The sequence below is a fragment of the Micromonospora rhizosphaerae genome, assembly GCF_900091465.1.
In the GTDB taxonomy this organism is placed as follows: domain Bacteria; phylum Actinomycetota; class Actinomycetes; order Mycobacteriales; family Micromonosporaceae; genus Micromonospora; species Micromonospora rhizosphaerae.
This window is the reverse complement of the sequence record NZ_FMHV01000002.1, coordinates 4,671,700-4,693,346: the sequence shown is the minus strand read 5'-3', so window position 1 is coordinate 4,693,346 and position 21,647 is coordinate 4,671,700. Positions and strand designations below refer to the sequence as shown.

Sequence of the window (21,647 nt, the reverse complement as noted above, 5' to 3'; positions counted from 1 at the left end):
GGCAGCGGCGGCGGGTAACCGCCTCACGAGGCGGTTGACACCGCCTGTCGTCCACCGGAAGGAGACAGTGGTGGTTAACCCGCAGCAGCCGGAGCTCCGTCGCAACAACCGGGGCTCCACGAGCCAGGACAGCAAGTTGCCCGGCCCGAGCGGATTCCCGCTCAACCGTGGCACCTCGCACGGCGACGAGGGGCGGCCGCTGCCGAAGGGGCAGGTGTCGCCGTACGGCCCGGCCGAGAAGCCGGTGGCCGAGGACGAGAGCGAGGGGCGGGGCTAACCACCCCGTCGGGATGGCGGTCGCAGCCGGTTCCAGGTGGTTGCGGCCGCCATGCCGTACGCCAGGTGCGGCACGATGTCGGCCACCCAGTCGTTCAGTCGCCAGGTCCGAGGATCGCTCACGCCCAGCGCGGCCAGCGAGCCGTCCGAGGTGGCCATCACGCCCCCGCCGAGCACGCCGGCCGCCACCGGCAGGGGGAGCCGTCGGCGGGCCGCGAGCAGCCCGAAGGCGGCCCCCGCCGCGACGCCCGTGCCGTAGCCGAGGAGGGCCCCGAGGCCGGAGCGGCGGTTGACCGCCTTGTCCCCGGGCCCCAGGTCCACGTGCGCCTTCTCGGCCAGGCGGCGGGCGCTCTCCTCGGGAGCGATGCTCGCCGGGCGCGCCCGGACCACGATGTCCAGGTAGCTGACCATGTTCAACGCGGCGGTGCCGACGGCGCCGGCGATGGCGCCGTCGAGCAGGGGCGTGGCCCTCACTTCGGATCGCCGGGTTCGCGCTCGCCCTTGGGCCCGAACGTCCGGTCCCCCCGCACGACGCCCCGCTGGCCGCGATCCTCCTGCAGGATCCGGTTGGCGACCTGGTTCGCCTCCTGGTCCGCCGCCCGCCCGGAATTCTCGATCAGATCGCGCAGCCGCGCCCGTTGCTTGTCGTAATCGCTGCTGCCCGGCCGTGGTCCTGGCATCGCTGCCTCCTCCGGTCGCTGTCGCCGCCTACCGGGGCCGTCTACCCGTCCCCGCCTCCGCCAACCGTTACGGTGGCGGTCAGCCGGGGGAGCGGACCACGGCGACCGGGCAGGTGGCGTGGTGCAGCACCCCCTGGCTCACCGACCCGAGGAGCAGACCGCCCAGCGCTCCCCGACCCTGCCGGCCGACCACCACCAGCTGGGCGTCGCGGGACGCCTCGGTGAGCACCTTGACCGGCCGGCCGCGGACCACCTCCCGGGTGACCGGCACCTCCGGGTGCCGTTCGACCAGCCCGGTGAGCGACTCCGCGAGGATCCGGTCCTCCTCGCCGCGCAGCTGGTTCTCCTCGTACACCAGGGGCTGCATGTCGCCGGGACCGCCGGAGATCGGATGCGTGTAGGCGAGCAGGGCGTGCAACCGGGTGCCCCGCACGGCGGCCTCGTCGGCGGCGAACCCGACCGCGGCCCGGGACAGGGAGGAGCCGTCCACCCCGACCACGATCGGCCCGGCCGCGCGCTCCTCGCCCCGGGCCACCATCACCGGGCAGTCCGCGTAGGAGGCCACCTGGATCGCCACCGAGCCGACCACCAGCGCGGCGAAGCCGCCCAGGCCCCGGTCGCCGAGGACGATCATCGTGGCGGTGGGGGACTCACCGAGCAGCACCGCCGCCGCCTCGCCGTCGATGATCTCCCCGGAAACGCGGACCCCGGGCGCCGCCGCCTCGGCCTCGGCCACCGCCGCGGCGACCAGCTCCTCGGCCTGGTGCCGCAGCCCACCGCCGGGCGGCGCCTCGGCGGGCGGGTTGACCGGTACGCGCAGCAGCGGCCAGATGAACCCGTGCACCACCCGCAGCGGGCGGTGCCGGCGCGCCGCCTCACCCGCCGCCAGGCGCACGGCCCGCAGCGCCGGCTCTGAGCCGTCCACGCCGACCACCACCGCGCCATTCGCCGAGTTCACCGCTGCACCTCCTGGCCGCCGGACGCTCGCGGCCAGTATCGCGGCCGGCGGCCCGTTGCGGGGCGATACCGCCCGAGCCGGCCCGTGGGTACGCCGTCGACCATCGCCGAGGGAGGGAGCCTCGTCGATGGCCGGACCCGACCAGCCGAGCACCGCCCTCGACGAGCTCTACGACGCGGTCGCGCCGGGCAGCTTCCTGGCCGTCGACTTCAACAGCGAGGAGCTGGCCGCGGACCCGCGGGCCCTGGCGATGACGGGTCCGGAGTTCCCGATGCGGGCGCCGGCCGCGTTCGGTCCGGTGCTCGGGCGGTGGGTGCCCACCGCCGACGGCATCGTGCCGGTCGCGCGGTGGCGTCCCGACGGCCGGCCCGCCCCGATGCCGGACGCCTTCTACGGCGGGTCGCGGCGAAGCCCGCCGCCGCCTGACCGGGCCGCCACCCGGCACCGCCCCGCCGGCCATCGAGCCGGCCGATACGGCGCGCCGATCACCGACCGCTGCGGGCCGGCCACCGGGCGCCACTTCGTGGCCGGAACCGGCCGACCGGTCGTCTCCCGCCCTCCGTATGATTCTTGCCCTACAGCAATAGTCGCCCTCGGAGGATGAACATGCCGGATGTGGCCGGACAGGTTTCGCGCGCCCTGCGCGCGGTGCCGCCCGACCAGTTGGCCGAGGCCGCCGACCGGGCGATCCGCGTCGCGCTGAACGCGACGCGGACCGAGGTGTTGATCGCCGACTACCGCTTCAGCGGGCTCTGCCCGTTGCTGGACCCGGAGCTGCCGGACGCCGGTCTCCTCGCCGGTCAGGGCGTGGCGCAGCGCTGTTTCAGCAGCCAGCAGCCGGTGCTGGACGGCGGCGAGGACGGCCGTTGCCGGGTCTACCTGCCGCTGTCGGTCTGGGGCGAGCGGCTCGGGGTGCTGCTGGTCGAGTTGCCCGCCAGCCCGGCGGCGGCAACCGTCGAGGTGGCTCGGGACATCGCGGGGGACCTGGCGGTGGCGCTGCGCGCGGCGGACCGGGAGACCGACCGCTACCGCCGGGCCCGGCGCCGGGAACGGTTGAGCATGGCCGCGGAGATGCAGTGGGAGCTGTTGCCCGGCCGCAGCTTCACCCACGGCGCGTTCCTGCTCGCTGGCCAGCTGGAACCGGCGTACACGGTGGGCGGGGACCATTTCGACTGGTCGGTCGACGGCGACCGGCTCTCCGTCACGGTGCTCAACGGCACCGGCAGCGGCCTGGCCGCCTCGCTGCTCACCGCGGTCACCGTCAACGCCATGCGCAACGCCCGCCGTTCCGGGGGGAGCCTCGTCGAGCAGGCCGAGCTCGCCTCGGACACCGTCTTCTACCAGCACCGCGGCAGCCGGCACGTGGCCACGCTGCTCTTCGAGCTGGACACCCGGCGCGGGCGGATCAGGGCGGTGGACGCCGGCTCGCCGCACGTGCTCCGGCTGCGAGGTGGCACGGTCACCCCGGTCCCCCTCGAGCAGCAGCTGCCGTTGGGCATGTTCGCCGAGACCCGGTACGACGTGCAGGAGTTCGCGCTCGAGCCGGGGGACCGGCTCTTCGTGGTCAGCGACGGCGTCTACGCCGCCCAGCCGGATGGCCAGGAGCCCTATGGGGAAAGGGCCATGGCGCGAGCGATGCGGTCCACTCGGCTGCAGCCGGGGACCGAAGCAGTTGGTACGGTGTTGCGCGAACTGCACGCGTACCACGCCGACGCCGATCTCCGCGACGATGCGGTCGTCGTCTGCCTGGACTGGCGGGGTGCCAGCCAGCCGGACGACGCGTGCGAGCAGTAACCGAACGACGGGGCGAAAACGAGCGCGACAATCGCAGGGGACATCGGGTGGAGCGACCTCCGAATCTTGCCGCGGCCATCGATTTGGCTGCTGAGGCACTCATCGATGTGCTCGATACGGCCGCGTCCCGGCACAACCTGGGCGTCTCGCCGACCCAGCTGCGCGTGCTCTCGTTGATCATGATCCACCCGGACACCAACGTGAACCGCCTGGCCGATCTGCTGGACGTCGTACCGTCGTCGGCGAGCCGGCTCTGCGACCGGCTGGAGGCGGTCGGCCTGCTGCGGCGGGTGGCCGACCCCCGGGACCGGCGCGAGGTCCGGCTGGTTCCCACCGTGGCGGCCGAGACCCTGCTGCGGAAGCTGAAGGAGCGCCGGCACCAGGCGGTCCAGGCGGTGCTGGACCGGATGCCCAACCGGGCGCAGCACGAGCTGCTGCTGGCCCTGGTCGCGTTCGGCCAGGCGGCGGCGACCCCGCAGACCGGCACCGACGCCACCGCCCGCACGGCCTGATCCTCCACGCCCCAGCCCCCGCTGGTTTCGGCTGTTCCGAGTCGCTCACCTAGTGTCCTAGGACGCGCTACAGGTGGTGTCGCACCGCACCAAGGCCGAAACGCCGGCAGCCACGGAAAGCACAGCCCGGGGACGGGCGGGAGAGCCCGATATAGTGGCAGCGCAACTCACGGCCCATGATCGACACGATCGTGGGCCGCATCGGGGGAGGTCCCAGCCCGGGATCGCAGAGGGCGCCGGCGTTGACCGGCCGGCAACGCGCACGTCCCTCCGGAAGCGACCGACCTCGGTCGGGCGCCGGACCGTGCTGCGAAGGGAGGGTTCGGTGTCGCGTCGGCCGGCTCGGGCAGAGCATCCGTCTTCCGGCGGTACGACGGCGGTCGTGGGGGACCAGGTCCTCACCCTGCCGAACATGATCAGTTTTGCCCGGCTGATCGGCGTCCCGCTCTTCCTCTACCTCTTCCTCGTGGTCCACGCCGACGTGGCGGCAATCGTGGTGCTGGCCATCGGCGGCACCAGCGACTGGGTGGACGGCTGGATCGCCCGCCGCCTGCAGCAGGTCAGCCGGCTGGGTGAGCTGCTCGACCCGCTCGCCGACCGGCTCTACATCCTGGCCACGCTGCTCGCCTTCACCGCGCGGGAGGTGGTGCCGTGGCAGTTCACCGCGGCGCTGCTGGCCCGCGAGCTGCTCCTGCTCGGGTCGCTGGCGGTGCTGCGCCGCTACGGCTACGGCCCGCCGCCGGTGCACTACGTGGGCAAGACCGCCACCTTCCTGCTGCTGGCCGCGTTCCCGATCCTGCTGCTCGCCGCGGCGGTGCCGGGCGGCGCGACGGTCGCCGGCGCGATCGGCTGGGGCCTCGCCTGGTGGGGCCTGGTGCTCTACTGGGTGGCCGGCGCGATGTACGTGGTGCAGGCGAACCGCCTTGTGCGGGCGATGCGTACCCGGTCCGGGGGTGCGGCGGCATGAGTTCCACCCCCCGCGACGGCCGGGACCCCTCGGCCCGGGTGTACGCGCCCGACTTCCTCACCGACCTGTTCCGCAACCCGCTCGACCCTGGGTACGGGGACGCGGCGGCCCGGCGCCGCGAGGCGCCCCCGTCCCGCGTGCGTCGATTGGCGGCCCGCCCGGTCAGCCTGGTGGTGATCGTGGTGATCGGGTTCCTCTTCGCGGTCGCCTACCGGGAGACGGTGGCGGAGGAGCCGAGCCGGGCGCAGGCCCGGGCCGGGCTGATCGCCGAGATCAAGCAGCGGGAGAGCGAGACGGACCGGTTGACCGCGCGCGCCGACCAGTTGCGCGAGGAGGTGAGCCGGCAGCGGGACGCGGCGCTGGGCGGCTCCGAGGCGTCCCGGCTGCGGAACCTGGAGGCGGGCACCGGTTTGGGCCGGGTGCGCGGCGACGGCGTGGTGGTGCGGTTGGCCGACGCGGCGGGGGACCGGGACGCGGTGACGGGCGCGGACGCGGGCCCGTCCCGGGTGTTGTACTCCGACCTGCAGAAGGTGGCCAACGCGTTGTGGGCGGCGGGCGCGGAGGCGATCGCGATCAACGGGCAGCGGTTGACGGCGACCTCGACGATCCGGTCGGCGGGGGAGGCGATCCTGGTCGACTACCGCCCGGTGACCAGTCCGTACGAGGTGACGGCGATCGGGCCGGGGTCGATGCGGGACCGGTTCGACGACAGCCGGGCGGCCGGCCTGATGCGTGAGGTGGCGAAGAGTACCGGCCTGTCGTTCGGGGTCAAGGACGCCGAGGACCTCACCCTGCCGGCGGCTCCGCAGCCACGGCTACGCTACGCCGAGCCCTCGGTGAGTCCGAGCCCGTCGCCGTCGGGTTCGGGTGCCGCCGGTTCGACCAGTCCCGGGCCGTCCGGCTCGGGGACCTCTCCCAGCCCCTCCGGAGGTGGCCGATGATCGCGGTGCTGGCGTTGCTCGCCGGTGTGGTCCTCGGGGTGTACCTCGACCCCACCGTCCCCGCTGCGTTGCAGCCGTACCTGCCGATCGCCGTGGTGGCCGCGCTCGACGCGGTGTTCGGCGGGGTCCGGGCGAAGCTCGACGGGATCTTCGACGACAAGCAGTTCGTGATCTCGTTCATCTCGAATGTGCTGGTGGCGGGCCTGATCGTGTACCTGGGTGACCAGCTGGGGGTGGGCGGTCAGCTCTCCACCGGTGTGGTGGTCGTGCTCGGGGTTCGTATCTTCGGCAACGTGGCGGCGATCCGCCGTCACCTGTTCCGGGCGTAGTTTGATGCGATGAGCGACGAGCACAGCGAGACCGGGACCGGTTGGCCGGAACCGGCGGAGCCGACCCGCCCGGCGGGTCCGGCGAGCGAGCCGGATCCGCGGCCGGACGCACCGGATCCGGACGAGTTGAGCCCGCTGGCGCCGGACGCGCCGGCGGAGCGGGAGGACGGCGAGCGGCCGGCGAGTGCTGCCCCGGACGGCGAGCGGTCCGCGGACCCGGAGCCGGGCGGCGGGTCGGCGGAGGCGAAGGCTGCGGCGGCTGCCGGGTCCCTGGCGCGCCGGTTGACCTCGGCCGGGGCGATGATCGCCGTGCTGCTGGCGTTGCTGGGGTTCACCCTGGTGGTGCAGCTGAAGACGACGTCGACTGATCCGACGTTGGCGGCGACCCGGGAGGAGGACCTGGTCCGGATCTCGTCGGATCTGGATTCCCGGGAGCGGCGGCTGCGGCAGGACATCGAGGCGTTGGAGGAGAGCCAGCGTCAGTTGCGTTCCGGTGAGCAGGGTCGGCAGGCGGCGCTGGAGGAGGCGACCCGGCGGGCGGATGAGCTGGGCATCCTGGCGGGCACGTTGCCGGCGGTGGGGCCGGGCCTGGCGGTGCGGTTCGAGGCGGGCGCGAAGCCGATCTCGTCGATCCGGATCCTGGACGCGGTGCAGGAGTTGCGGGGCGCGGGGGCGGAGGCGATGCAGATCGGCGGGGTGGACGGCACGGCGGTGCGGATCATCGCGTCGACGTATTTCGTGGACGCGGAGAACGGCGGTCTGCTGGTGGACGGGCGGCGGTTGAGTGGGCCGTACACGATCACGGTGATCGGTGATCCGGCGACGATGCGCACGGCGTTGAACATTCCCGGCGGGGTGGTCGCTTCGGTCGCCGATGACGGCGGTAACGTGATCGTCGAGGATCGTGAGGTTGCCGAGGTTTCGCAGCTGCACGCGCCGATCAAGCTGGATCACGCCCGTCCGGTCTCCTGACCGGGTGCGGCCGCGCCGGTTCCCCCCGGTGCACCGATGGATGAAGGACGTAGCTGGTGATTCCTGAGGATCTTCGGTACACCGCCGAGCACGAGTGGGTGGCGGCTGGTGACGGCGGTGCCGTCCGGATCGGCATCACGCACTTCGCGCAGGACGCCCTGGGTGACATCGTGTATGTCCAGTTGCCGGACGAGGGCGCGGCGGTGGCGGCCGGTGAGCCGCTGGGTGAGATCGAGTCGACGAAGAGCGTGTCGGAGATCTACGCGCCGGTGAGCGGTACGGTGGCGGCGCGCAACGAGGCGCTCGGCGACACCCCTGAGGTGATCAACACCGATCCGTACGGTGCCGGGTGGTTGGTGGAGATCACCCCGGATGATCCGGCCGCGGTCGACGGGTTGCTGACCGCTGGCGCGTACCGCGAGCTCACTGAGAGCTGAGTGCTACCCGGCCGGGTGCGGGGGTCGTCTCCGCGCGTACGGTTGCCCTGTATTTCGGTCGCTGGCTAGGCTCGCCCAGTCGACCGAGAACCAAATAGTTGAGCGTTGTGGAATGCGCCTTCCCGGGCACGGGGAGCCAGCCGCCGGGTGTGTGACTGCCCGGCGGCCAGACCCGCCATTACCCGACGCCGACCGAACAGATCCGTGAGGTGGTCCGCATGACGCGCCCAGACGACGAGTTCCCCCCACTCGACGTCACTTCGACGCTCAATCTCGGTTCGCTCGACGAAGTGCTGGAGGGTCCGGAAACCGATGTGGTGCCGGGCCGGATGGCCGGTTCGTTGCCGCCGGGCATGGCGCTGCTGGTGGTTCGCCGGGGCCCGAACGCGGGTGCCCGGTTCCTGTTGGATCACGATGTGACGACGAGCGGCCGGCACCCGGACAGTGACATTTTCCTGGACGACGTGACGGTGTCACGGAGGCACGCCGAGTTTCACCGGGATGGTGGCACGTTCACGGTGCGGGACGTGGGCAGCCTGAATGGCACGTACGTGAACCGGGAGCGGGTCGAGGCGGCCACGTTGAGCAATGGTGATGAGGTGCAGATCGGCAAGTTCCGGGTGGTGTTCATCGCCGGTCCGCGCCCGGAGGAGGGGGCCGGCCGGGGGTGAACGAGCCTGCGGCTTCGACGCCGCCCGGGGTGGCCGGGTCCCGCCCGCTGATGAGCATCGGCGAGGTGCTGGCGCAGTTGCGGGTGGAGTTTCCGGACACGACGATTTCGAAGTTGCGGTTCCTCGAGGCCGAGGGTCTGGTGGAGCCGCAGCGGACGGCGTCGGGTTACCGGAAGTACAGCTGGGACGACATGGCGCGGCTGCGGTTCGTGTTGACCGCGCAGCGGGACCGGTATCTGCCGTTGCGGGTGATCCGTGAGCAGTTGGCGGAGTGGGACGCGTCGGGGTCGGCGCCGGGTCGGCAGCGGCCGACGTTGGTGGCGGTCGGTTCAGACGGTGCGGTGCCGGGCCGGGGTTCGGAGGCCGAGTCGTCTGATATCCGGTTGGGCCGGGCTGAGCTGATCGCCCGGAGCGGGATCGACGAGTCGACGTTGGGCGAGTTGGAGCGGCTCGGTGTGCTGGTATCCGATCCGCCGGGCTGGTACGACGGGGATGCGTTGATCATCGCGCGGGCGGTGGCCGGGTTGGCGGCGTACGGGTTGGAGCCGCGGCATCTGCGGGGTTACCGGACGGCGGCGGATCGCGAGGTCGGTCTGTTCGCCCAGTTGGTGGCGCCGTTGGCGCGGCAGAGTGATCCGGCGGCCCGGGCCCGGGCGGCGGAGACGGCGCGTGAGTTGGTGGCGTTGTCGCAGCAGTTGCACGCGGCCCTGGTGCGGGTGGGGTTGCGGTCGACCTTGGGTCGGTGACGGTGCGGCCGGGTGTCGTGGGGGCGCCCGGCCGTCGCTGTGACGAGCGGAAAGATCTGTGCCGGGAAGCGTGGCGTAGGCTTGCCGGGGTAACCCCTTCCCGGCGAGGCGTGGTGCACGTAGCGCATGGGACTCTCGTGTCGCGGTCCGTGTACCGTGCAGGGAAGGGGCGCGGTGCGGGCGTAGGTGACGACGAACACGGAGGCGGCGGTGCGCGAGCTGAGCGTGGTCGGAGTTCGGGTGGAGCTGCCCAGCAACCAGCCGATCGTCCTGCTGCGGGAGGTCGAGGGGGACCGCTATCTGCCGATCTGGATCGGCGCGGTCGAGGCGACGGCGATTGCCTACGAGCAGCAGGGGGTCAAGCCGGCTCGGCCGTTGACGCACGATCTTCTGCGGGACGTGCTGGCGGCGTTGCAGGCGCCGTTGCGGGCGGTGGAGATCACCGAGCTGAAGGAGAACGTCTTCTACGCCGATCTGTTGATCGGGGACGGGGTGCGGGTGTCCGCGCGGCCGAGTGATGCCATCGCGCTGGCGTTGCGGGTGGGGGCTCCGATTCGTTGCGCGGAGCAGGTCCTCAGCGAGGCGGGGATCGTGATCCCGGACGAGCAGGAGGACGAGGTGGAGAAGTTCCGGGAGTCCCTGGAGCAGGTGCGCCCGGAGGACTTCGCCGGCTGAGCCCCGGTCGGGTGCCGGTCCGCGAGCGCGGTCCGGCGTTACGCTGTGTGACGGCGCGCTGCCATTGGTGATCTTCTCTCCGGCTGCGCGGCGTGTCGCGCCCGTTCGTCCGTGGTAACCCTCGAGGGCCGCTATAGGGTTGCCGTGTCGAGGGGTGCACGTCCCGGAAACGACGTGTCACCGCACGGGCGGGGAGGTTGTCGGGATGCACGAGCCGCGAGATCCTGATCCGGGACCGGAGCAGCAGCGGGCGGGTGGGACGCCGCCCGGGTCGGGCACCGACGGTGACGGGGTGGGCTACCGGGGCGTGACGGCGTGCCACGCGGTGGGCATCACCTATCGGCAGTTGGACTACTGGGCCCGCACGGGGCTGGTGGTGCCGAGTGTGCGGGACGCGTCGGGTTCGGGGACGTCCCGGCTGTACTCGTTCCGCGACCTGGTGGTGCTGAAGGTCGTGAAGCGGCTGCTGGATGCCGGGGTGTCCCTGCAGAACATCCGCAAGGCGGTCGAGGCGTTGCGCTCGCGCGGGGTGGAGGACCTGGCGGGGATCACGCTGATCTCGGACGGGACGTCGGTGTACGAGTGCCGTTCGCCGGAGGAGGTGGTCGACCTGTTGCAGGGTGGCCAGGGGGTGTTCGGCATCGCGATCGGTGGCGCGTTCAAGGAGATCCAGGGTTCGTTGTCGCATCTGCCGGCGGAGCCGGCGGACTCGTCGGGCGGCGGCGGTGAGCAGCCGGTGGCGTCGTCGCCGGAGTCGGTGGGGGACGAGTTGGCGGCGCGTCGGGCGCGTCGTCGCGCGGGCTGAGCCCGCGGCCGGTGGGCGGGGACACGCCCGGGCCGTTCGCGGATCTGCGTCGCGGCGTGGTCCCGGCGCGATCCTCTGCTTGGTAACGCAACGTAGTGATGTGGCGTCGTGGGTGCGGTCGGGCCGGTCCGGTGGGCGGGACCGGCGTGCGGCCGGTCCACCGCCGTCGCTCTCGGCGGTGTCGGTGGTGGTCACGGGCGGGACGTCGGCGTGCTGGAGGGGCCGGTGAGCGGGCCCGTCCAGGGTGGAGAGTGTCACGTGGACTGGTCCGCGGCCGGTGACGCGCGGTAGCCGTCCTGGTTGCCCTCTGCGGACGATCCTTCCGGAGGATGACGACGCTGGCCGGTCAGCTGTTGTCAGAAATCCGATAGGGCTGCCGTGACCTTGTCCGGACGGCGCGCTATGGTCCCACACGGTCGCGCTGGCGTTGCGTCACGGTAACCGCCAGCCGACCGGTTGCCCCTCCGCGCCGACCCGCGCGGCCCTTCACGCTGGAAGGAACGACCGTGACGGTTACCGAAGAAACCGCGCCCTCCCACTACGACCGCATCGGCGGCGCCAGTTCGGTCAAGGCGGCCGTGGCGCTGTTCTACGACAAGGTGCTGGCCGACCCCGAGCTTGCCGGTTACTTCGCCGACGTGGACATGGTGGAGCAACGTCGGCACCTGGCGTTGATGCTGACCGTGGTGCTCGGCGGGCCCAATGAGTACGCCGGCCGTGGGCTGGCCGAGGCGCACCAGCCGTTGAACATCCCGGTGGAGCACTACGTGAAGGTCGGCGAACATCTGACCACGACGCTGACGGAGCTGGGCGTGCCCGCGGACATCATCACCGACGTGCAGGTTGTCCTGGAGAAGGTGCAGGACCAGGTGGTTGCCGCCGGGACGGGCGCCTGAACGTGGACGCGGCACGGCTGAAGGAGAGCTGGTCCCTGGTCGCCGCGCACGGCGATCAGGTGCCGCTCTACTTCTATTCGACCCTGTTCCTGGCCCACCCCGAGACCCGGCAGATGTTCCCCACGAACATGGCCGGGCAGCGGGACCGCCTGGTCACCGCGCTGGGCCACATTGTGTCCAACGTGGACCAGGTGGACCGGCTGGTCGGCTTCCTGCGGGACCTGGGCGCCGACCACCGCAAGTTCGCGGTGCGCGCCGAGCACTACCCGGCGGTCGGTGAGGCGCTGCTGGCGACGTTGCGGCATTTCCTCGGTGACCAGTGGACCGACGAGCTGGCCCAGGACTGGTCGGCCGCGTACGGGCTGGTCTCCCAGGTGATGATCGAGGCCGCGCAGGCCGCCGAGGCGGTGAACCCGCCGTGGTGGGTGGCCGAGATCGTCGGGCACGAGCGGCGGGCGTTCGACGTGGCGGTGCTGACGCTGCGGCCGCAGTGGCTGCTGCCGTTCACGCCGGGCCAGTCGATCGGGGTGTCCCATCCGGCGGTGCGGTCGTGGCGGTACTACTCGCCGGCGAACGCGCCGCGCGCGGACGGCACGGTGGAGTTGCATGTGCGGGCGGCGCCGGGTGGTGCGGTCTCCTCCCGCCTGGTCTACGGGTGCGCGGTCGGTGACAAGATCCACCTGGCCGCCCCGGTCGGGGACCGGTTGACGCTGTGGCCGACCGGGCCCGCCGATCTGCTGCTGCTGGCCAGCGGCACCGGCTGGGCCCCGCTGAAGTCGCTGGTGGAGCAGGTCGCGGTGGAGGGCTCCCGCCGCCGGGTCGACCTGTACGTGGGGGCCCGCTCGCGCACCGAGTTCTACGACAACGACGCGATCGACAAGCTGGCGGCGTCGTACCCGTGGTTGACCGTCACCTATGTGGCGGGTGCGGACTTCCATCGGCCGGGCGAGTTCGTGCAGCCGGTGGACCGGGCGCTGGCTGACGGGGACTGGCGGTCCCGGCATGTCTACATCTGCGGCTCGGACGAGATGGTCGCCCATTCGCTGACCTCGCTGCAGCGAGCCGGCTACCGCGACGGTCAGCTGCACCACGAGGGATTCGGCAAGCACTGGTACGGCCCGGCGTGGCGAACGGCGGTGGAGCAGCCGGCGGGCCCTGACAATTCCGGAGGTGTCCGGTGAGCGCGAGGAGTGAGCTTGCGAGCCCCGCAGTCGCGAACGAAAGGCTGACCCGGTGAGCGCGAGGAGTGAGCTTGCGAGCCCCGCAGTCGCGAACGAAAGGCTGACCCGGTGAGCGCGAGGAGTGAGCTTGCGAGCCCCGCAGTCGCGAACGAAAGGCTAGCTCGGTGAGCGCGACCCCGATCAGCAGGTACGACGGAGTTCAGGTCTCCGGCGGTGTACAGGTGCGGATGACCGCGGACCGGGTTCGGCGGTGGGAGTTCGGCTCGGCGTCGTTCGCCCGCCGGGGTTACGACCACGTCGACGTCGACCGGTTCCGGATGCAGGTGGCCGACGAGCTGGATCTGCTGGCGGCGGAGATCGCGAACCTGCGGGCGGAGAACGAGCGGCTCAACGACCACGTGGAGCTGCACCGGCACGGGGTGATCCCGAGCGACGGCGCGGCGGCGAAGCTGCCGGCGGCGAAGGAGGTCAACCTGCTGTCGGCGGCGCAGCGGGAGGCCGAGCAGATCATCGCGCAGGCCCACGACTACGCCCGGCGGGTCGCCGAGTACGCCCGGATGCAGTACGAGAGCTACATGCAGGCGGCCGCGGAGGAGGCGAAGCAGGAGGCCGAGCGGGTGGTGCAGGACTACCGCAGCAGCGCGGGCACGAACTTCGACGACACCGTGGCCACTCGGGAGGCGCTGCGCATCTTCGGCGAGATGATGATCTCGCACATGCAGGCGGCGGCGCGGCACCTCGACAACGGCAGTGAGCAGCTGGCCCGCACGATGGACCGGATCGTCACCGAGGCCGCGGGCGCGGCGTCGGTCTCCGCCGGTCAGCCCCAGGTGGCGTTGCCCCGCCACCAGCAGCGCTGATCCCGCAGGTCGGCTCGCCGACCGCAACCGGTGGGCCGGCCGGCCTGCGGGCGGCGGGGCAGTGGGCGGCCGGCGTGGCTCCGCCGCTGGGGCCGGTGCCGCGGTGCCGGTCAGCGGGCGGCGACCGCCCGGATCGCGTCCGCCATGGGGGTCTCCCCGCCGACGAGTTCCAGGGTCAGCCCTGCCGTGGCCGGCTCGTAGAGGAGCGCGAGCAGGACGCGGGCCACGTCGGCGCGGGTGACCTGGCCCGGCTCCACGTGCCGGGCCAGCTGGATCCGTCCGACGGGTTCGTCGTCGGTGAGCCGGCCGGGACGCAGCACGGTCACGTCGAGATCGCGGCCGGTGACGTCGTCCTCGGCGGCCTTCTTCGCCCGCAGGTATGCCGCCCACACCTCGTCGGTGCCCGCGGCCGGCGGCTGCTCCACCCCCATCGAGGAGACCAGCAGGTAGCGGCGGACCCCGGCGCGCTGCGCGGCGTCGGCGAGCAGGACGGCCGCGGCCCGGTCGACGGTGTCCTTGCGGGCGGCGCCGCTGCCCGGGCCGGCCCCGGCGGCGAAGACCACCGCGTCGGCGCCGGCCAGGTGCCCGGCCACCGTGTCGGCGTCGCTGTGTTCCAGGTCGCAGACGACCGGTTCGGCGCCGGCGGCGCGCAGCGCCGCCGCGTGGTCGGGGTTGCGGATCAGGCCGACGGCGCTGTCGCCGCGTCCGGTCAGCTCGCGTTCCAGCAGCTTGGCGATCTTGCCGTGGCCTCCGGCGATGACGACTCGCATGCCCTCAACCTAATCGCCGCGCCCCACCGCCCGCCCGGGGTTGGCACCGCGGCGGTCCGCCGATGACCGCAACGCCTCACCGCCCGTCGGCGGGCGGCGGCCACGCGGCGGCCCGCCGATGACCGCTGGGCGGCCGGCGGTCGTGTTTCGACCGGCGGTGCGGCAGCATGGACGGGTGACCGAGACGTTCGACGCGTTGACCCGGCTGGTGGGCGCCGGTGACGTCGTGGTGCTCAGCGGGGCCGGGTTGTCGACGGAGTCGGGGATCCCGGACTACCGGGGGCCCAGCGGCGCGGCCCGCCGGCACACCCCGATGACCTACCAGACGTTCACCCGCGACCCGGGCGCACGGCGGCGCTACTGGGCGCGCAGCCACCTCGGCTGGCGCACGATCGCCCGGGCGGCGCCCAACGCCGGGCACCGGGCGGTGGCGCGGCTGCAGCGCGCCGGCCTGGTCACCGGTGTGATCACGCAGAACGTCGACGGCCTGCACACGGCGGCCGGCAGCACCGGCGTGATCGAGCTGCACGGCCGCCTCGACGAGGTGGTCTGCCTCGACTGCGGCAACCTGACCTCCCGGGAGGAGCTGGACCGGCGGCTGCGGGAGGCCAACCCCGGCTTCGACGCGCACATCGCCGCCGTCAACCCCGACGGTGACGTGGACCTGCCGGACGACGCGGTGGCCCGGTTCCGCGGCGTCGACTGCGGCATCTGCGGCACCGGCATGCTGAAACCGGACGTGGTGTTCTTCGGCGAGACCGTGCCCGCCACCCGGGTGGCGGAGTGTTTCTCGCTGGTCGAGCGGGCCCGGCTGCTGTTGGTGCTCGGCTCGTCGTTGACGGTGATGTCGGGGCGCCGGTTCGTGATCCGGGCGGCGAAGCTCGGTATCCCGGTGGCCATCGTCAACCAGGGCCCGACGCGCGGCGACGGGCACGCCACCCTCACCCTGGACGGGCCGCTGGGCGAGCTGCTGCCGGCGCTGGCCGAGCGCACCGCCGCCGGCGCGCCGCCGGTCGGGCCGGCGCTGGCCGCACCGGCGGCGGTGTAGGCGGCCCGGCCACCGCGCCCGACATCCGCCGGACACACCGGCGCTGGTAGCGTTGACCATGCCGGTACCACCCACGCGGGAGAGACCGCCCAGCAGCACCCGGGCGGCGCCGAAGGGGCAGATTCCTCCCCGGAACCTCTCAGGCAAAAGGACCTCGTGGGCAGGCACTGTGGAGGGCCCGCGGGCGCGACTCAGGGGGAGGCCGACCTGTCGACCTCGCCCCGCAGGAGCGCAGCGAAGATGAGCGCAGAGCAGTTCGCCGACCGCCACATCGGCCCCGACCCCGACGACGAACGCCGGATGCTGGAGACCGTCGGCTACGGCTCGGTCGACGAGCTGATGGACGCGGCGATCCCCGAGGTGATCCGCTGGCACGGCACCCTGGACCTGCCGGAGCCGGCCAGCGAGCGGGAGGCGATCGCCGAGCTGCGCGCCCTGGCCGCCCGCAACACCGTCGCCGTGTCGATGATCGGCCTCGGCTACCACGGCACCCACACCCCGGCGGTGATCCGCCGAAACGTGCTGGAGAACCCCGCCTGGTACACCGCGTACACGCCGTACCAGCCGGAGATCAGCCAGGGCCGGCTGGAGGCGCTGCTGAACTTCCAGACCATGGTCACCGACCTGACCGGGCTGGCCACCGCGAACGCCTCCATGCTCGACGAGGGCACCGCCGCGGCCGAGGCGATGACGCTCGCCCGCCGCGCGTCGAAGAGCAAGAGCCCGGTGTACGTCGTCGACGCCGACACCCTCCCGCAGACCATCGCGGTGATCACCAGCCGGGCCGAGCCGCTCGGCATCGACGTGCGGGTGCTCGACCTGGCCGCCGAGGAGCTGCCGGGCGAGTTCTTCGGCCTGCACCTGCAGTACCCGGGCGCGTCCGGCGCGGTCCGTGACCATGCGCCGCTGGCCGAGGCCGCCCACGCGGTCGGCGCGCTGGTCACCGTGGCGGCGGACCTGCTGGCGCTGACGCTGCTGCGCCCGCCCGGCGAGGTCGGCGCCGACATCGCCGCCGGCACCACCCAGCGGTTCGGCGTACCGATGGGCTTCGGCGGGCCGCACGCCGGCTACCTGGCGGTCCGGGCGGGCCTGGAGCGGATGCTGCCCGGCCGCCTGGTGGGGGTGTCCCGCGACGCGGACGGCAACCCGGCCTACCGGCTGGCGTTGCAGACCCGCGAGCAGCACATCCGCCGGGAGAAGGCGACCAGCAACATCTGCACCGCCCAGGTGCTCCTCGCCGTGATGGCCGGCATGTACGCCGTCTACCACGGCCCCGGCGGGCTGCGGAAGATCGCGGAGCACACCCACTGGGCGGCGGCGCGGCTCGCCGGCGCGCTGCGCGTCGGTGGCGTGGAGGTGGCCGACGTGCCGTTCTTCGACACCGTCACCGCCGTGGTGCCCGGCCGGGCGGCGGAGGTGGTCGCCGCGGCGGCGGAGCGTGGAGTGAACCTGCGGCTGGTGGACGCCGATCGGGTGGGTATCTCCTGCGACGAGACCACCACCCACGCCCATCTGGACGCGGTGTGCGCCGCGTTCGGGGTGCCCGCCGCGCACGGTGAGATCGACACCCGGCTGCCGGAGGCGTTGCTGCGCACCAGTGACTTCCTCACCCACCCGGTGTTCCGCACCCACCACTCGGAGACGGCGATGCTGCGCTACCTGCGGCGGCTGGCCGACTTCGACTACGCCCTGGACCGCGGCATGATCCCGCTCGGGTCGTGCACGATGAAGCTCAACGCCACCACCGAGATGGAGCCGATCACCTGGCCCGAGTTCGCGCACATCCACCCGTTCGCGCCGGAGGCGCAGACCGCCGGGTACCGGGAGATGATCGCCCAGCTGGAGGCGTGGCTGGCCGAGGTGACCGGCTACGACGCGGTCAGCGTGCAGCCGAACGCCGGCTCGCAGGGTGAGCTGGCCGGGCTGCTGGCGATCCGGGCGTACCACCGGCAGCGTGGTGACGGGCACCGGGACGTGTGCCTGATCCCGTCGTCGGCGCACGGCACCAACGCGGCCTCCGCGGTGATGGCCGGCATGCGGGTGGTCGTGGTCGCCTGCGACGCCGACGGCAACGTCGACCTGGTCGACCTCGACGCGAAGATCGACAAGCACCGCGACGCCCTGGCGGCGATCATGGTGACCTACCCGTCCACCCACGGGGTGTACGAGACGGGCATCGCGCAGCTGTGCGCGAAGGTGCACGACGCCGGCGGCCAGGTGTACGTCGACGGGGCGAACCTCAACGCACTCGTCGGGTTCGCCAAGCCGGGCAAGTTCGGCGCCGACGTGTCGCACCTGAACCTGCACAAGACGTTCTGCATCCCGCACGGCGGCGGTGGCCCCGGCGTCGGCCCGGTCGCGGTACGCGCGCACCTGGCGCCGTTCCTGCCCGGTGACCCCTCCGGGGTGCACGTCGACGGCCGACCCGCCATCTCGGCGGCGAGGTACGGGTCGGCGGGGATCCTGCCGATCCCGTGGGCGTACCTGCGGATGATGGGCGCGGCGGGGCTGACCCGGGCGACCGGGGTGGCGGTGCTGGCGGCCAACTACGTGGCGGCCCGGCTGCGCGGGCACTTCCCGGTGCTGTACGCCGGCAACAAGGGCCTGGTGGCGCACGAGTGCATCCTGGACCTGCGGCCGCTGACCAAGGCGACCGGGGTGAGCGTGGACGACGTGGCGAAGCGGCTGATCGATTACGGCTTCCACGCGCCGACGATGTCTTTCCCGGTGGCGGGGACGCTGATGGTGGAGCCGACCGAGAGCGAGGACCTGGCCGAGCTGGACCGGTTCTGCGACGCGATGATCGCCATCCGGGCGGAGATCGACAAGGTGGGTTCCGGGGAGTGGCCCGCCGGGGACAATCCGCTGTCCAACGCGCCGCACACCGCGGCGATGGTCTCCGGTGACGAGTGGCCGCACCCGTACCCGCGGTCGGTGGGGGCGTACCCGGCACAGGACCGGGCGGGGAAGTACTGGCCGCCGGTGCGGCGGATCGACGGCGCGTACGGCGACCGGAACCTGGTCTGCTCGTGCCCGTCGCCGGAGGCGTTCGAGAGCTGACGGGCTGCGCCGGGGCGGTCGTGGCGCCGCCCCGGCCGGTGCGTCGACCTGGGCGCTAGCCTGAGTCGACGGTGCACGCTGCGTTCACGCAGCGTGACCGGATCAGGCGACGAGGGCGTGCCGGGCGGGGCCGCGGTGGGGGGCGATGGTGCTGCCGTCGGGGAGCAGCTCACCGGTGTCCTCGAAGACGATGACACCGTTGCAGAGCAGGCTCCAGCCCTGCTCAGGGAAGCAGGCGATGACGCGTGCGGCTTCGCGGTCGGTCGCCTCGGCGGAGGGGCAGGTGGGTTGGTGCTGGCACATCGGGTTCTCCGGACTGTGGGGGCACTGTGTCATGGTTCACATGACCAGTGACGCACAGTACCAAGCGGAAGTGCGCCGTATCGAGCAGGCATCCGCCTTGTTCACCCGAAATCCTCTGAACGGAGGAGCAAGAAAGGGCCAGATGGTGTGGAAACGCTCCCACAGTCGCTGATCGGCGTACCCGGGGCACCGGCCGCCTGCCGGCGGCGGCTCGTCGAGCGGGCCCGGCTGGAGTGGCGGCCCGGCGACGGCGGCGATCCGGCCGCCCTCGCCCAGGAGTTCCTCACCGCCCACGGCATCCCCGCCGGCGAGCTGGCCCGACCGGCCGACCACGACCCGGACGGGGTCTGCGGCGCCGCCCTGTACGTCTCCGCCGCGGCCGGGGCGCTGCTGGCCGGCGCCCCGGCGGGCTCGCCCACCCCCGTTCCGGCGCTGCCCGACCTGGTGGTGGTCGTCTACCACCATGCCGCCGACGCGCGGGGCGGCCGGGGCGCGGCCGCGCCGGGGCGCGGGCTCGGCGGGCGCGCGGAACCGGCCGGCGGCCCGGCTGGCGCGGTGCCGACCGGCGCACCGGCGAGGACGGCTGGCAGCCGGCCCGGCGAGCCGGCCGCGGCGGGCTGGTGGCTGGGGGAGTGGCGGGAGAGCTGGACGCCCGGCCAGCACGCCGCGGCCGTGGAGGCGGTCCGCGCGGCCATCGGCCGCGGCGACGTGTACCAGGTCAACCTGGTCGGGCACGCGGCCGCCGGGTACGGCGGCGATCCGCTGCCCGCGCTGGCCCGCCTGGGCGCCCTGCCCGGCGCCCGCTACGGCGGCACCCTGAGCGGGCGCGGCTGGGCGATCGGCTGCGCCTCCCCGGAAACGCTGATCGACGTCGACGGCGCGCGGCTGGTCACCCGGCCGATCAAGGGCACCCGCCCGGCCACCGCCACCGGCCGACGCGAGCTGCTCGCCTCGACCAAGGAACGCGCCGAACACGTGATGATCGTCGACCTGGAGCGCAACGACCTGGCCCGGATCGCCCGCACCGGGTCGGTACGGGTGGACGAGCTGTTCGCCGTACGCCGGTGGTGCGACCTGTGGCAGGCGGAGTCGACGGTGTCCGCGGTGGTCGCCGACGGGCTGGGCCTGGCCGACCTGCTCCGCGCGGTCTGCCCCGGCGGGTCGGTGACCGGCGCGCCGAAGCTCGCCGCGCTGGACCGGATCGCCGCGCTGGAGCCGGTCGGCCGCGGCGCCAGCATGGGTGCGCTCGGCTGGGTCGGGCCCGGCCGGATCGACCTCGGCCTGACCATCCGCACGGCCGCCGCGGACGCCGAGCGGCTGCACGTGTGGGCCGGCGGCGGCATCACCTGGGGCAGCGACCCGGCGGCCGAGGTCGCCGAGGCGGCGGCGAAGGCCGCGCCGGTCCGGGCCCTGCTCGCCGGCTGAGGTCGCCGCCGGGGGTATGCGCCGTTGGCTTTCATCGCCGACCGTGACCGGCGCTTGACTTCTCGCCGTCGCGGGCGCTGTTGGACCCAGAGTGACCGGCTTCCGGCGACGCCGCCGATGTTGCCGCCTTCGCGGCGCGCGGAGGCGGCTGACCAGCGCCCTTCCGATCGGCGGTGCCGACCGCCGAAACCGCGTCCTGCCCCTTTGCTCTGCTGCACCGTACGCAACAGTGACCATCCGTGGCTGTTGCGCATACTGCAGCAGAGCAAAGGGAGGAACAGGGAGTGCGGGGGCTGGCGGGGATCCAGCGGGGGCCGGGGACGGACGCGACGAAATGCCCTCCGCTTGCCATGGCCGCCGGGTCAGGCGCGGGCGAACCCGTCCAGCGCCGCCACCACCTCCTCGGTCATGCCGTGACCGGTGCCGTGACCGCCGCTCTCCACGATCACCAGGTGGGCGTCCGGCCAGCCCTGGGTCAACTGCCATGCGATGTCCGGCGGTCCGCTGACGTCGAGGCGGCCCTGCACCAGCACGCCCGGGATGCCGGCGAGCTTGCCGGCGTCGCGCAGCAGCGCCCCGTCGGGCATGAACCCGCCGTTGCTGAAGTAGTGGGTCGCCAGCCGGGCGAAACACATCCGGAACACCGGGTCCGCGTAGCGGGGGCTGGGTCGGTGGCCGCCGGCCAGGGAGACGTGCACGTCCTCCCAGTCGCACCAGTCCCGGGCGGCCCGGTCGCGCACCTCCGGGTCGGGGTCGTTCAGCAGGCGGGCGTACGCGGCGGACAGGTCGGCGTCCCGGTCGGCCTCCGGTGCGCCGTCGCGGAAGCGGGCCCACTCGGCGGGGAAGATCCGGCCCATGTCCCGGGTGACCCAGTCGATCTCCCGGCGGGTGTTGGCGACCACGCTGAACAGCACCAGTGCGGTGAGCCGCTCCGGGTGACGCTGGGCGTACGCCAGGGCCAGGGAGGAGCCCCAGGATGCGCCGTGCAGCAGCCACCGGTCGACGCCGAGGTGGAGGCGCAACCGTTCCATGTCGGCGAGCAGGTGGTCGGTGGTGTTGACCGACAGGTCCACGGCCGGGTCGCTGGCGTGCGGCGTGCTGCGCCCGCAGCCGCGCTGGTCGAACAGGACGATCCGGTAGGCGGCCGGGTCGAACAGCCGCCGCCACGACGGGGTGGCGCCGGAGCCGGGGCCACCGTGCACGACGAGCGCCGGCCGGCCGTCCGGGTCGCCGCAGGTCTCCCAGTACACGTGCTGGCCGTCGCCGACGTCGAGCATGCCGTACGCGTACGGCTCGATCGGTGGATACATCCCGGGTCCCCTCCCGCAAGCCAGATACAAC

25 protein-coding genes and 1 riboswitch are annotated in these 21,647 nt (G+C 73.1%); of the genes, 19 read left to right on the top strand and 6 right to left on the bottom strand.

Going from position 1 to position 21,647, the window contains the following annotated elements; genetic code table 11:
* Positions 1-70 precede the first annotated feature (70 nt).
* The gene (locus GA0070624_RS22055) at positions 71-277 is read left to right on the top strand and encodes a hypothetical protein (protein WP_091349270.1); all 207 of its coding nucleotides are present in this window, start codon (positions 71-73) and stop codon (positions 275-277) included.
* Here the strand turns inward: GA0070624_RS22055 and GA0070624_RS22050 are convergent.
* The 3 genes from GA0070624_RS22050 to GA0070624_RS22040 form a co-directional block, all read right to left on the bottom strand.
* Positions 274-750, bottom strand: a complete 477-nt coding sequence (locus GA0070624_RS22050) for a hypothetical protein (RefSeq protein ID WP_091344032.1) — start codon at positions 748-750, stop codon at positions 274-276. The genes GA0070624_RS22055 and GA0070624_RS22050 overlap by 4 nt on opposite strands.
* Positions 747-956, bottom strand: a complete 210-nt coding sequence (locus tag GA0070624_RS22045) for a phosphatidylethanolamine-binding protein (protein WP_091344030.1) — start codon at positions 954-956, stop codon at positions 747-749. The genes GA0070624_RS22050 and GA0070624_RS22045 overlap by 4 nt, the downstream gene beginning before the upstream one ends.
* Positions 957-1,035: 79 nt before the next feature.
* Positions 1,036-1,914 carry a universal stress protein gene (locus GA0070624_RS22040; protein WP_091344028.1) on the bottom strand — a complete coding sequence of 293 codons (879 nt, stop codon included), beginning with the start codon at positions 1,912-1,914 and terminating at the stop codon, positions 1,036-1,038.
* 127 nt (positions 1,915-2,041) lie between these two features.
* Here GA0070624_RS22040 and GA0070624_RS35945 point away from each other — a divergent pair, with 127 nt between their 5' ends.
* The 15 genes from GA0070624_RS35945 (at position 2,042) to GA0070624_RS21965 (ending at position 13,700) form a co-directional block, all read left to right on the top strand.
* On the top strand, positions 2,042-2,518 hold the full coding sequence (locus GA0070624_RS35945; protein WP_245718925.1) for a class I SAM-dependent methyltransferase: 477 nt from the start codon (positions 2,042-2,044) through the stop codon (positions 2,516-2,518).
* Positions 2,519-2,520: 2 nt separating this feature from the next.
* Positions 2,521-3,708 carry a PP2C family protein-serine/threonine phosphatase gene (locus GA0070624_RS22030; RefSeq protein ID WP_091344026.1) on the top strand — a complete coding sequence of 396 codons (1,188 nt, stop codon included), beginning with the start codon at positions 2,521-2,523 and terminating at the stop codon, positions 3,706-3,708.
* A gap of 47 nt (positions 3,709-3,755) precedes the next feature.
* Positions 3,756-4,220 (top strand): MarR family winged helix-turn-helix transcriptional regulator, encoded by a 465-nt coding sequence (locus tag GA0070624_RS22025; protein WP_091344024.1) that lies wholly within the window; start codon positions 3,756-3,758, stop codon positions 4,218-4,220.
* 325 nt (positions 4,221-4,545) lie between these two features.
* Positions 4,546-5,187 (top strand): cardiolipin synthase ClsA, encoded by a 642-nt coding sequence (gene clsA / locus GA0070624_RS22020; RefSeq protein ID WP_091344022.1) that lies wholly within the window; start codon positions 4,546-4,548, stop codon positions 5,185-5,187.
* Positions 5,184-6,128, top strand: a complete 945-nt coding sequence (locus tag GA0070624_RS22015) for a DUF881 domain-containing protein (protein WP_091344020.1) — start codon at positions 5,184-5,186, stop codon at positions 6,126-6,128. The genes clsA and GA0070624_RS22015 overlap by 4 nt, the downstream gene beginning before the upstream one ends.
* Positions 6,125-6,457, top strand: a complete 333-nt coding sequence (locus GA0070624_RS22010; RefSeq protein WP_091344018.1) for a small basic family protein — start codon at positions 6,125-6,127, stop codon at positions 6,455-6,457. Before GA0070624_RS22015 ends, GA0070624_RS22010 begins: the two co-directional genes overlap by 4 nt.
* A 9-nt stretch (positions 6,458-6,466) precedes the next feature.
* Positions 6,467-7,429 carry a DUF881 domain-containing protein gene (locus tag GA0070624_RS22005; RefSeq protein ID WP_091344015.1) on the top strand — a complete coding sequence of 321 codons (963 nt, stop codon included), beginning with the start codon at positions 6,467-6,469 and terminating at the stop codon, positions 7,427-7,429.
* Positions 7,430-7,485: 56 nt separating this feature from the next.
* Positions 7,486-7,866, top strand: coding sequence for a glycine cleavage system protein GcvH (gene gcvH, locus GA0070624_RS22000; RefSeq protein ID WP_091344014.1), 381 nt, complete (start codon positions 7,486-7,488; stop codon positions 7,864-7,866).
* 218 nt (positions 7,867-8,084) lie between these two features.
* A complete protein-coding gene (gene odhI / locus GA0070624_RS21995; protein ID WP_091344012.1) occupies positions 8,085-8,537 on the top strand; it encodes an oxoglutarate dehydrogenase inhibitor Odhl in 453 nt (150 codons plus the stop codon).
* A 50-nt stretch (positions 8,538-8,587) separates the two neighbouring features.
* Positions 8,588-9,283, top strand: a complete 696-nt coding sequence (gene ftsR / locus GA0070624_RS21990; protein ID WP_176732037.1) for a transcriptional regulator FtsR — start codon at positions 8,588-8,590, stop codon at positions 9,281-9,283.
* 210 nt (positions 9,284-9,493) lie between these two features.
* The gene (locus GA0070624_RS21985; RefSeq protein ID WP_091349267.1) at positions 9,494-9,958 is read left to right on the top strand and encodes a bifunctional nuclease family protein; all 465 of its coding nucleotides are present in this window, start codon (positions 9,494-9,496) and stop codon (positions 9,956-9,958) included.
* 205 nt (positions 9,959-10,163) lie between these two features.
* Positions 10,164-10,763 (top strand): MerR family transcriptional regulator, encoded by a 600-nt coding sequence (locus GA0070624_RS21980; RefSeq protein ID WP_091344007.1) that lies wholly within the window; start codon positions 10,164-10,166, stop codon positions 10,761-10,763.
* A gap of 506 nt (positions 10,764-11,269) precedes the next feature.
* Positions 11,270-11,659, top strand: a complete 390-nt coding sequence (locus GA0070624_RS21975; protein ID WP_091344004.1) for a group I truncated hemoglobin — start codon at positions 11,270-11,272, stop codon at positions 11,657-11,659.
* Positions 11,660-11,661: 2 nt separating this feature from the next.
* Positions 11,662-12,840, top strand: coding sequence for a globin domain-containing protein (locus GA0070624_RS21970; protein WP_091344002.1), 1,179 nt, complete (start codon positions 11,662-11,664; stop codon positions 12,838-12,840).
* 164 nt (positions 12,841-13,004) lie between these two features.
* Positions 13,005-13,700, top strand: coding sequence for a DivIVA domain-containing protein (locus GA0070624_RS21965; protein WP_245718924.1), 696 nt, complete (start codon positions 13,005-13,007; stop codon positions 13,698-13,700).
* 110 nt (positions 13,701-13,810) lie between these two features.
* Here GA0070624_RS21965 and GA0070624_RS21960 read toward each other — a convergent pair whose 3' ends face one another.
* Complete coding sequence (locus tag GA0070624_RS21960; RefSeq protein ID WP_091344001.1) at positions 13,811-14,470, bottom strand: NAD(P)H-binding protein; 660 nt, start codon at positions 14,468-14,470, stop codon at positions 13,811-13,813.
* Positions 14,471-14,588: 118 nt separating this feature from the next.
* On the opposite strand from GA0070624_RS21960, the gene GA0070624_RS21955 reads away from it, so the two are divergent.
* Complete coding sequence (locus GA0070624_RS21955) at positions 14,589-15,518, top strand: NAD-dependent protein deacetylase (RefSeq protein WP_091343998.1); 930 nt, start codon at positions 14,589-14,591, stop codon at positions 15,516-15,518.
* Positions 15,519-15,584: 66 nt separating this feature from the next.
* A riboswitch (glycine riboswitch) is annotated at positions 15,585-15,683 on the top strand.
* Positions 15,684-15,758: 75 nt separating this feature from the next.
* Positions 15,759-18,578: an aminomethyl-transferring glycine dehydrogenase gene (gene gcvP, locus GA0070624_RS21950; protein ID WP_091343995.1), complete on the top strand. Its 2,820-nt coding sequence runs from the start codon at positions 15,759-15,761 to the stop codon at positions 18,576-18,578.
* 102 nt (positions 18,579-18,680) lie between these two features.
* Here gcvP and GA0070624_RS21945 read toward each other — a convergent pair whose 3' ends face one another.
* Entirely contained in the window at positions 18,681-18,881 is a 201-nt protein-coding gene (locus tag GA0070624_RS21945) for a DUF5999 family protein (RefSeq protein WP_088974232.1), read from the bottom strand.
* A 147-nt stretch (positions 18,882-19,028) separates the two neighbouring features.
* Here GA0070624_RS21945 and GA0070624_RS21940 point away from each other — a divergent pair, with 147 nt between their 5' ends.
* The gene (locus tag GA0070624_RS21940) at positions 19,029-20,306 is read left to right on the top strand and encodes a chorismate-binding protein (protein ID WP_245718922.1); all 1,278 of its coding nucleotides are present in this window, start codon (positions 19,029-19,031) and stop codon (positions 20,304-20,306) included.
* 362 nt (positions 20,307-20,668) lie between these two features.
* On the opposite strand, the gene pip is transcribed toward GA0070624_RS21940, so the two are convergent.
* Positions 20,669-21,616 (bottom strand): prolyl aminopeptidase, encoded by a 948-nt coding sequence (pip, locus tag GA0070624_RS21935; RefSeq protein ID WP_091343993.1) that lies wholly within the window; start codon positions 21,614-21,616, stop codon positions 20,669-20,671.
* Positions 21,617-21,647: the final 31 nt, after the last annotated feature.

What these genes read in the sequence shown, in the direction of transcription:
- GA0070624_RS22005 (WP_091344015.1), top strand. Translation starts at nt 6,467, where the DNA reads ATGAGCGACGAGCACAGCGAGACCGGGACCGGTTGGCCGGAACCGGCG.
- GA0070624_RS22015 (WP_091344020.1), top strand. Translation starts at nt 5,184, where the DNA reads ATGAGTTCCACCCCCCGCGACGGCCGGGACCCCTCGGCCCGGGTGTAC.
- GA0070624_RS22045 (WP_091344030.1), bottom strand. Translation starts at nt 956, where the DNA reads ATGCCAGGACCACGGCCGGGCAGCAGCGATTACGACAAGCAACGGGCG.
- GA0070624_RS22030 (WP_091344026.1), top strand. Translation starts at nt 2,521, where the DNA reads ATGCCGGATGTGGCCGGACAGGTTTCGCGCGCCCTGCGCGCGGTGCCG.
- gcvP (WP_091343995.1), top strand. Translation starts at nt 15,759, where the DNA reads ATGAGCGCAGAGCAGTTCGCCGACCGCCACATCGGCCCCGACCCCGAC.
- pip (WP_091343993.1), bottom strand. Translation starts at nt 21,616, where the DNA reads ATGTATCCACCGATCGAGCCGTACGCGTACGGCATGCTCGACGTCGGC.
- GA0070624_RS21960 (WP_091344001.1), bottom strand. Translation starts at nt 14,470, where the DNA reads ATGCGAGTCGTCATCGCCGGAGGCCACGGCAAGATCGCCAAGCTGCTG.
- GA0070624_RS21980 (WP_091344007.1), top strand. Translation starts at nt 10,164, where the DNA reads ATGCACGAGCCGCGAGATCCTGATCCGGGACCGGAGCAGCAGCGGGCG.
- odhI (WP_091344012.1), top strand. Translation starts at nt 8,085, where the DNA reads ATGACGCGCCCAGACGACGAGTTCCCCCCACTCGACGTCACTTCGACG.
- GA0070624_RS21955 (WP_091343998.1), top strand. Translation starts at nt 14,589, where the DNA reads ATGACCGCTGGGCGGCCGGCGGTCGTGTTTCGACCGGCGGTGCGGCAG.
- GA0070624_RS21945 (WP_088974232.1), bottom strand. Translation starts at nt 18,881, where the DNA reads ATGTGCCAGCACCAACCCACCTGCCCCTCCGCCGAGGCGACCGACCGC.
- ftsR (WP_176732037.1), top strand. Translation starts at nt 8,588, where the DNA reads ATGAGCATCGGCGAGGTGCTGGCGCAGTTGCGGGTGGAGTTTCCGGAC.
- GA0070624_RS35945 (WP_245718925.1), top strand. Translation starts at nt 2,042, where the DNA reads ATGGCCGGACCCGACCAGCCGAGCACCGCCCTCGACGAGCTCTACGAC.
- GA0070624_RS22010 (WP_091344018.1), top strand. Translation starts at nt 6,125, where the DNA reads ATGATCGCGGTGCTGGCGTTGCTCGCCGGTGTGGTCCTCGGGGTGTAC.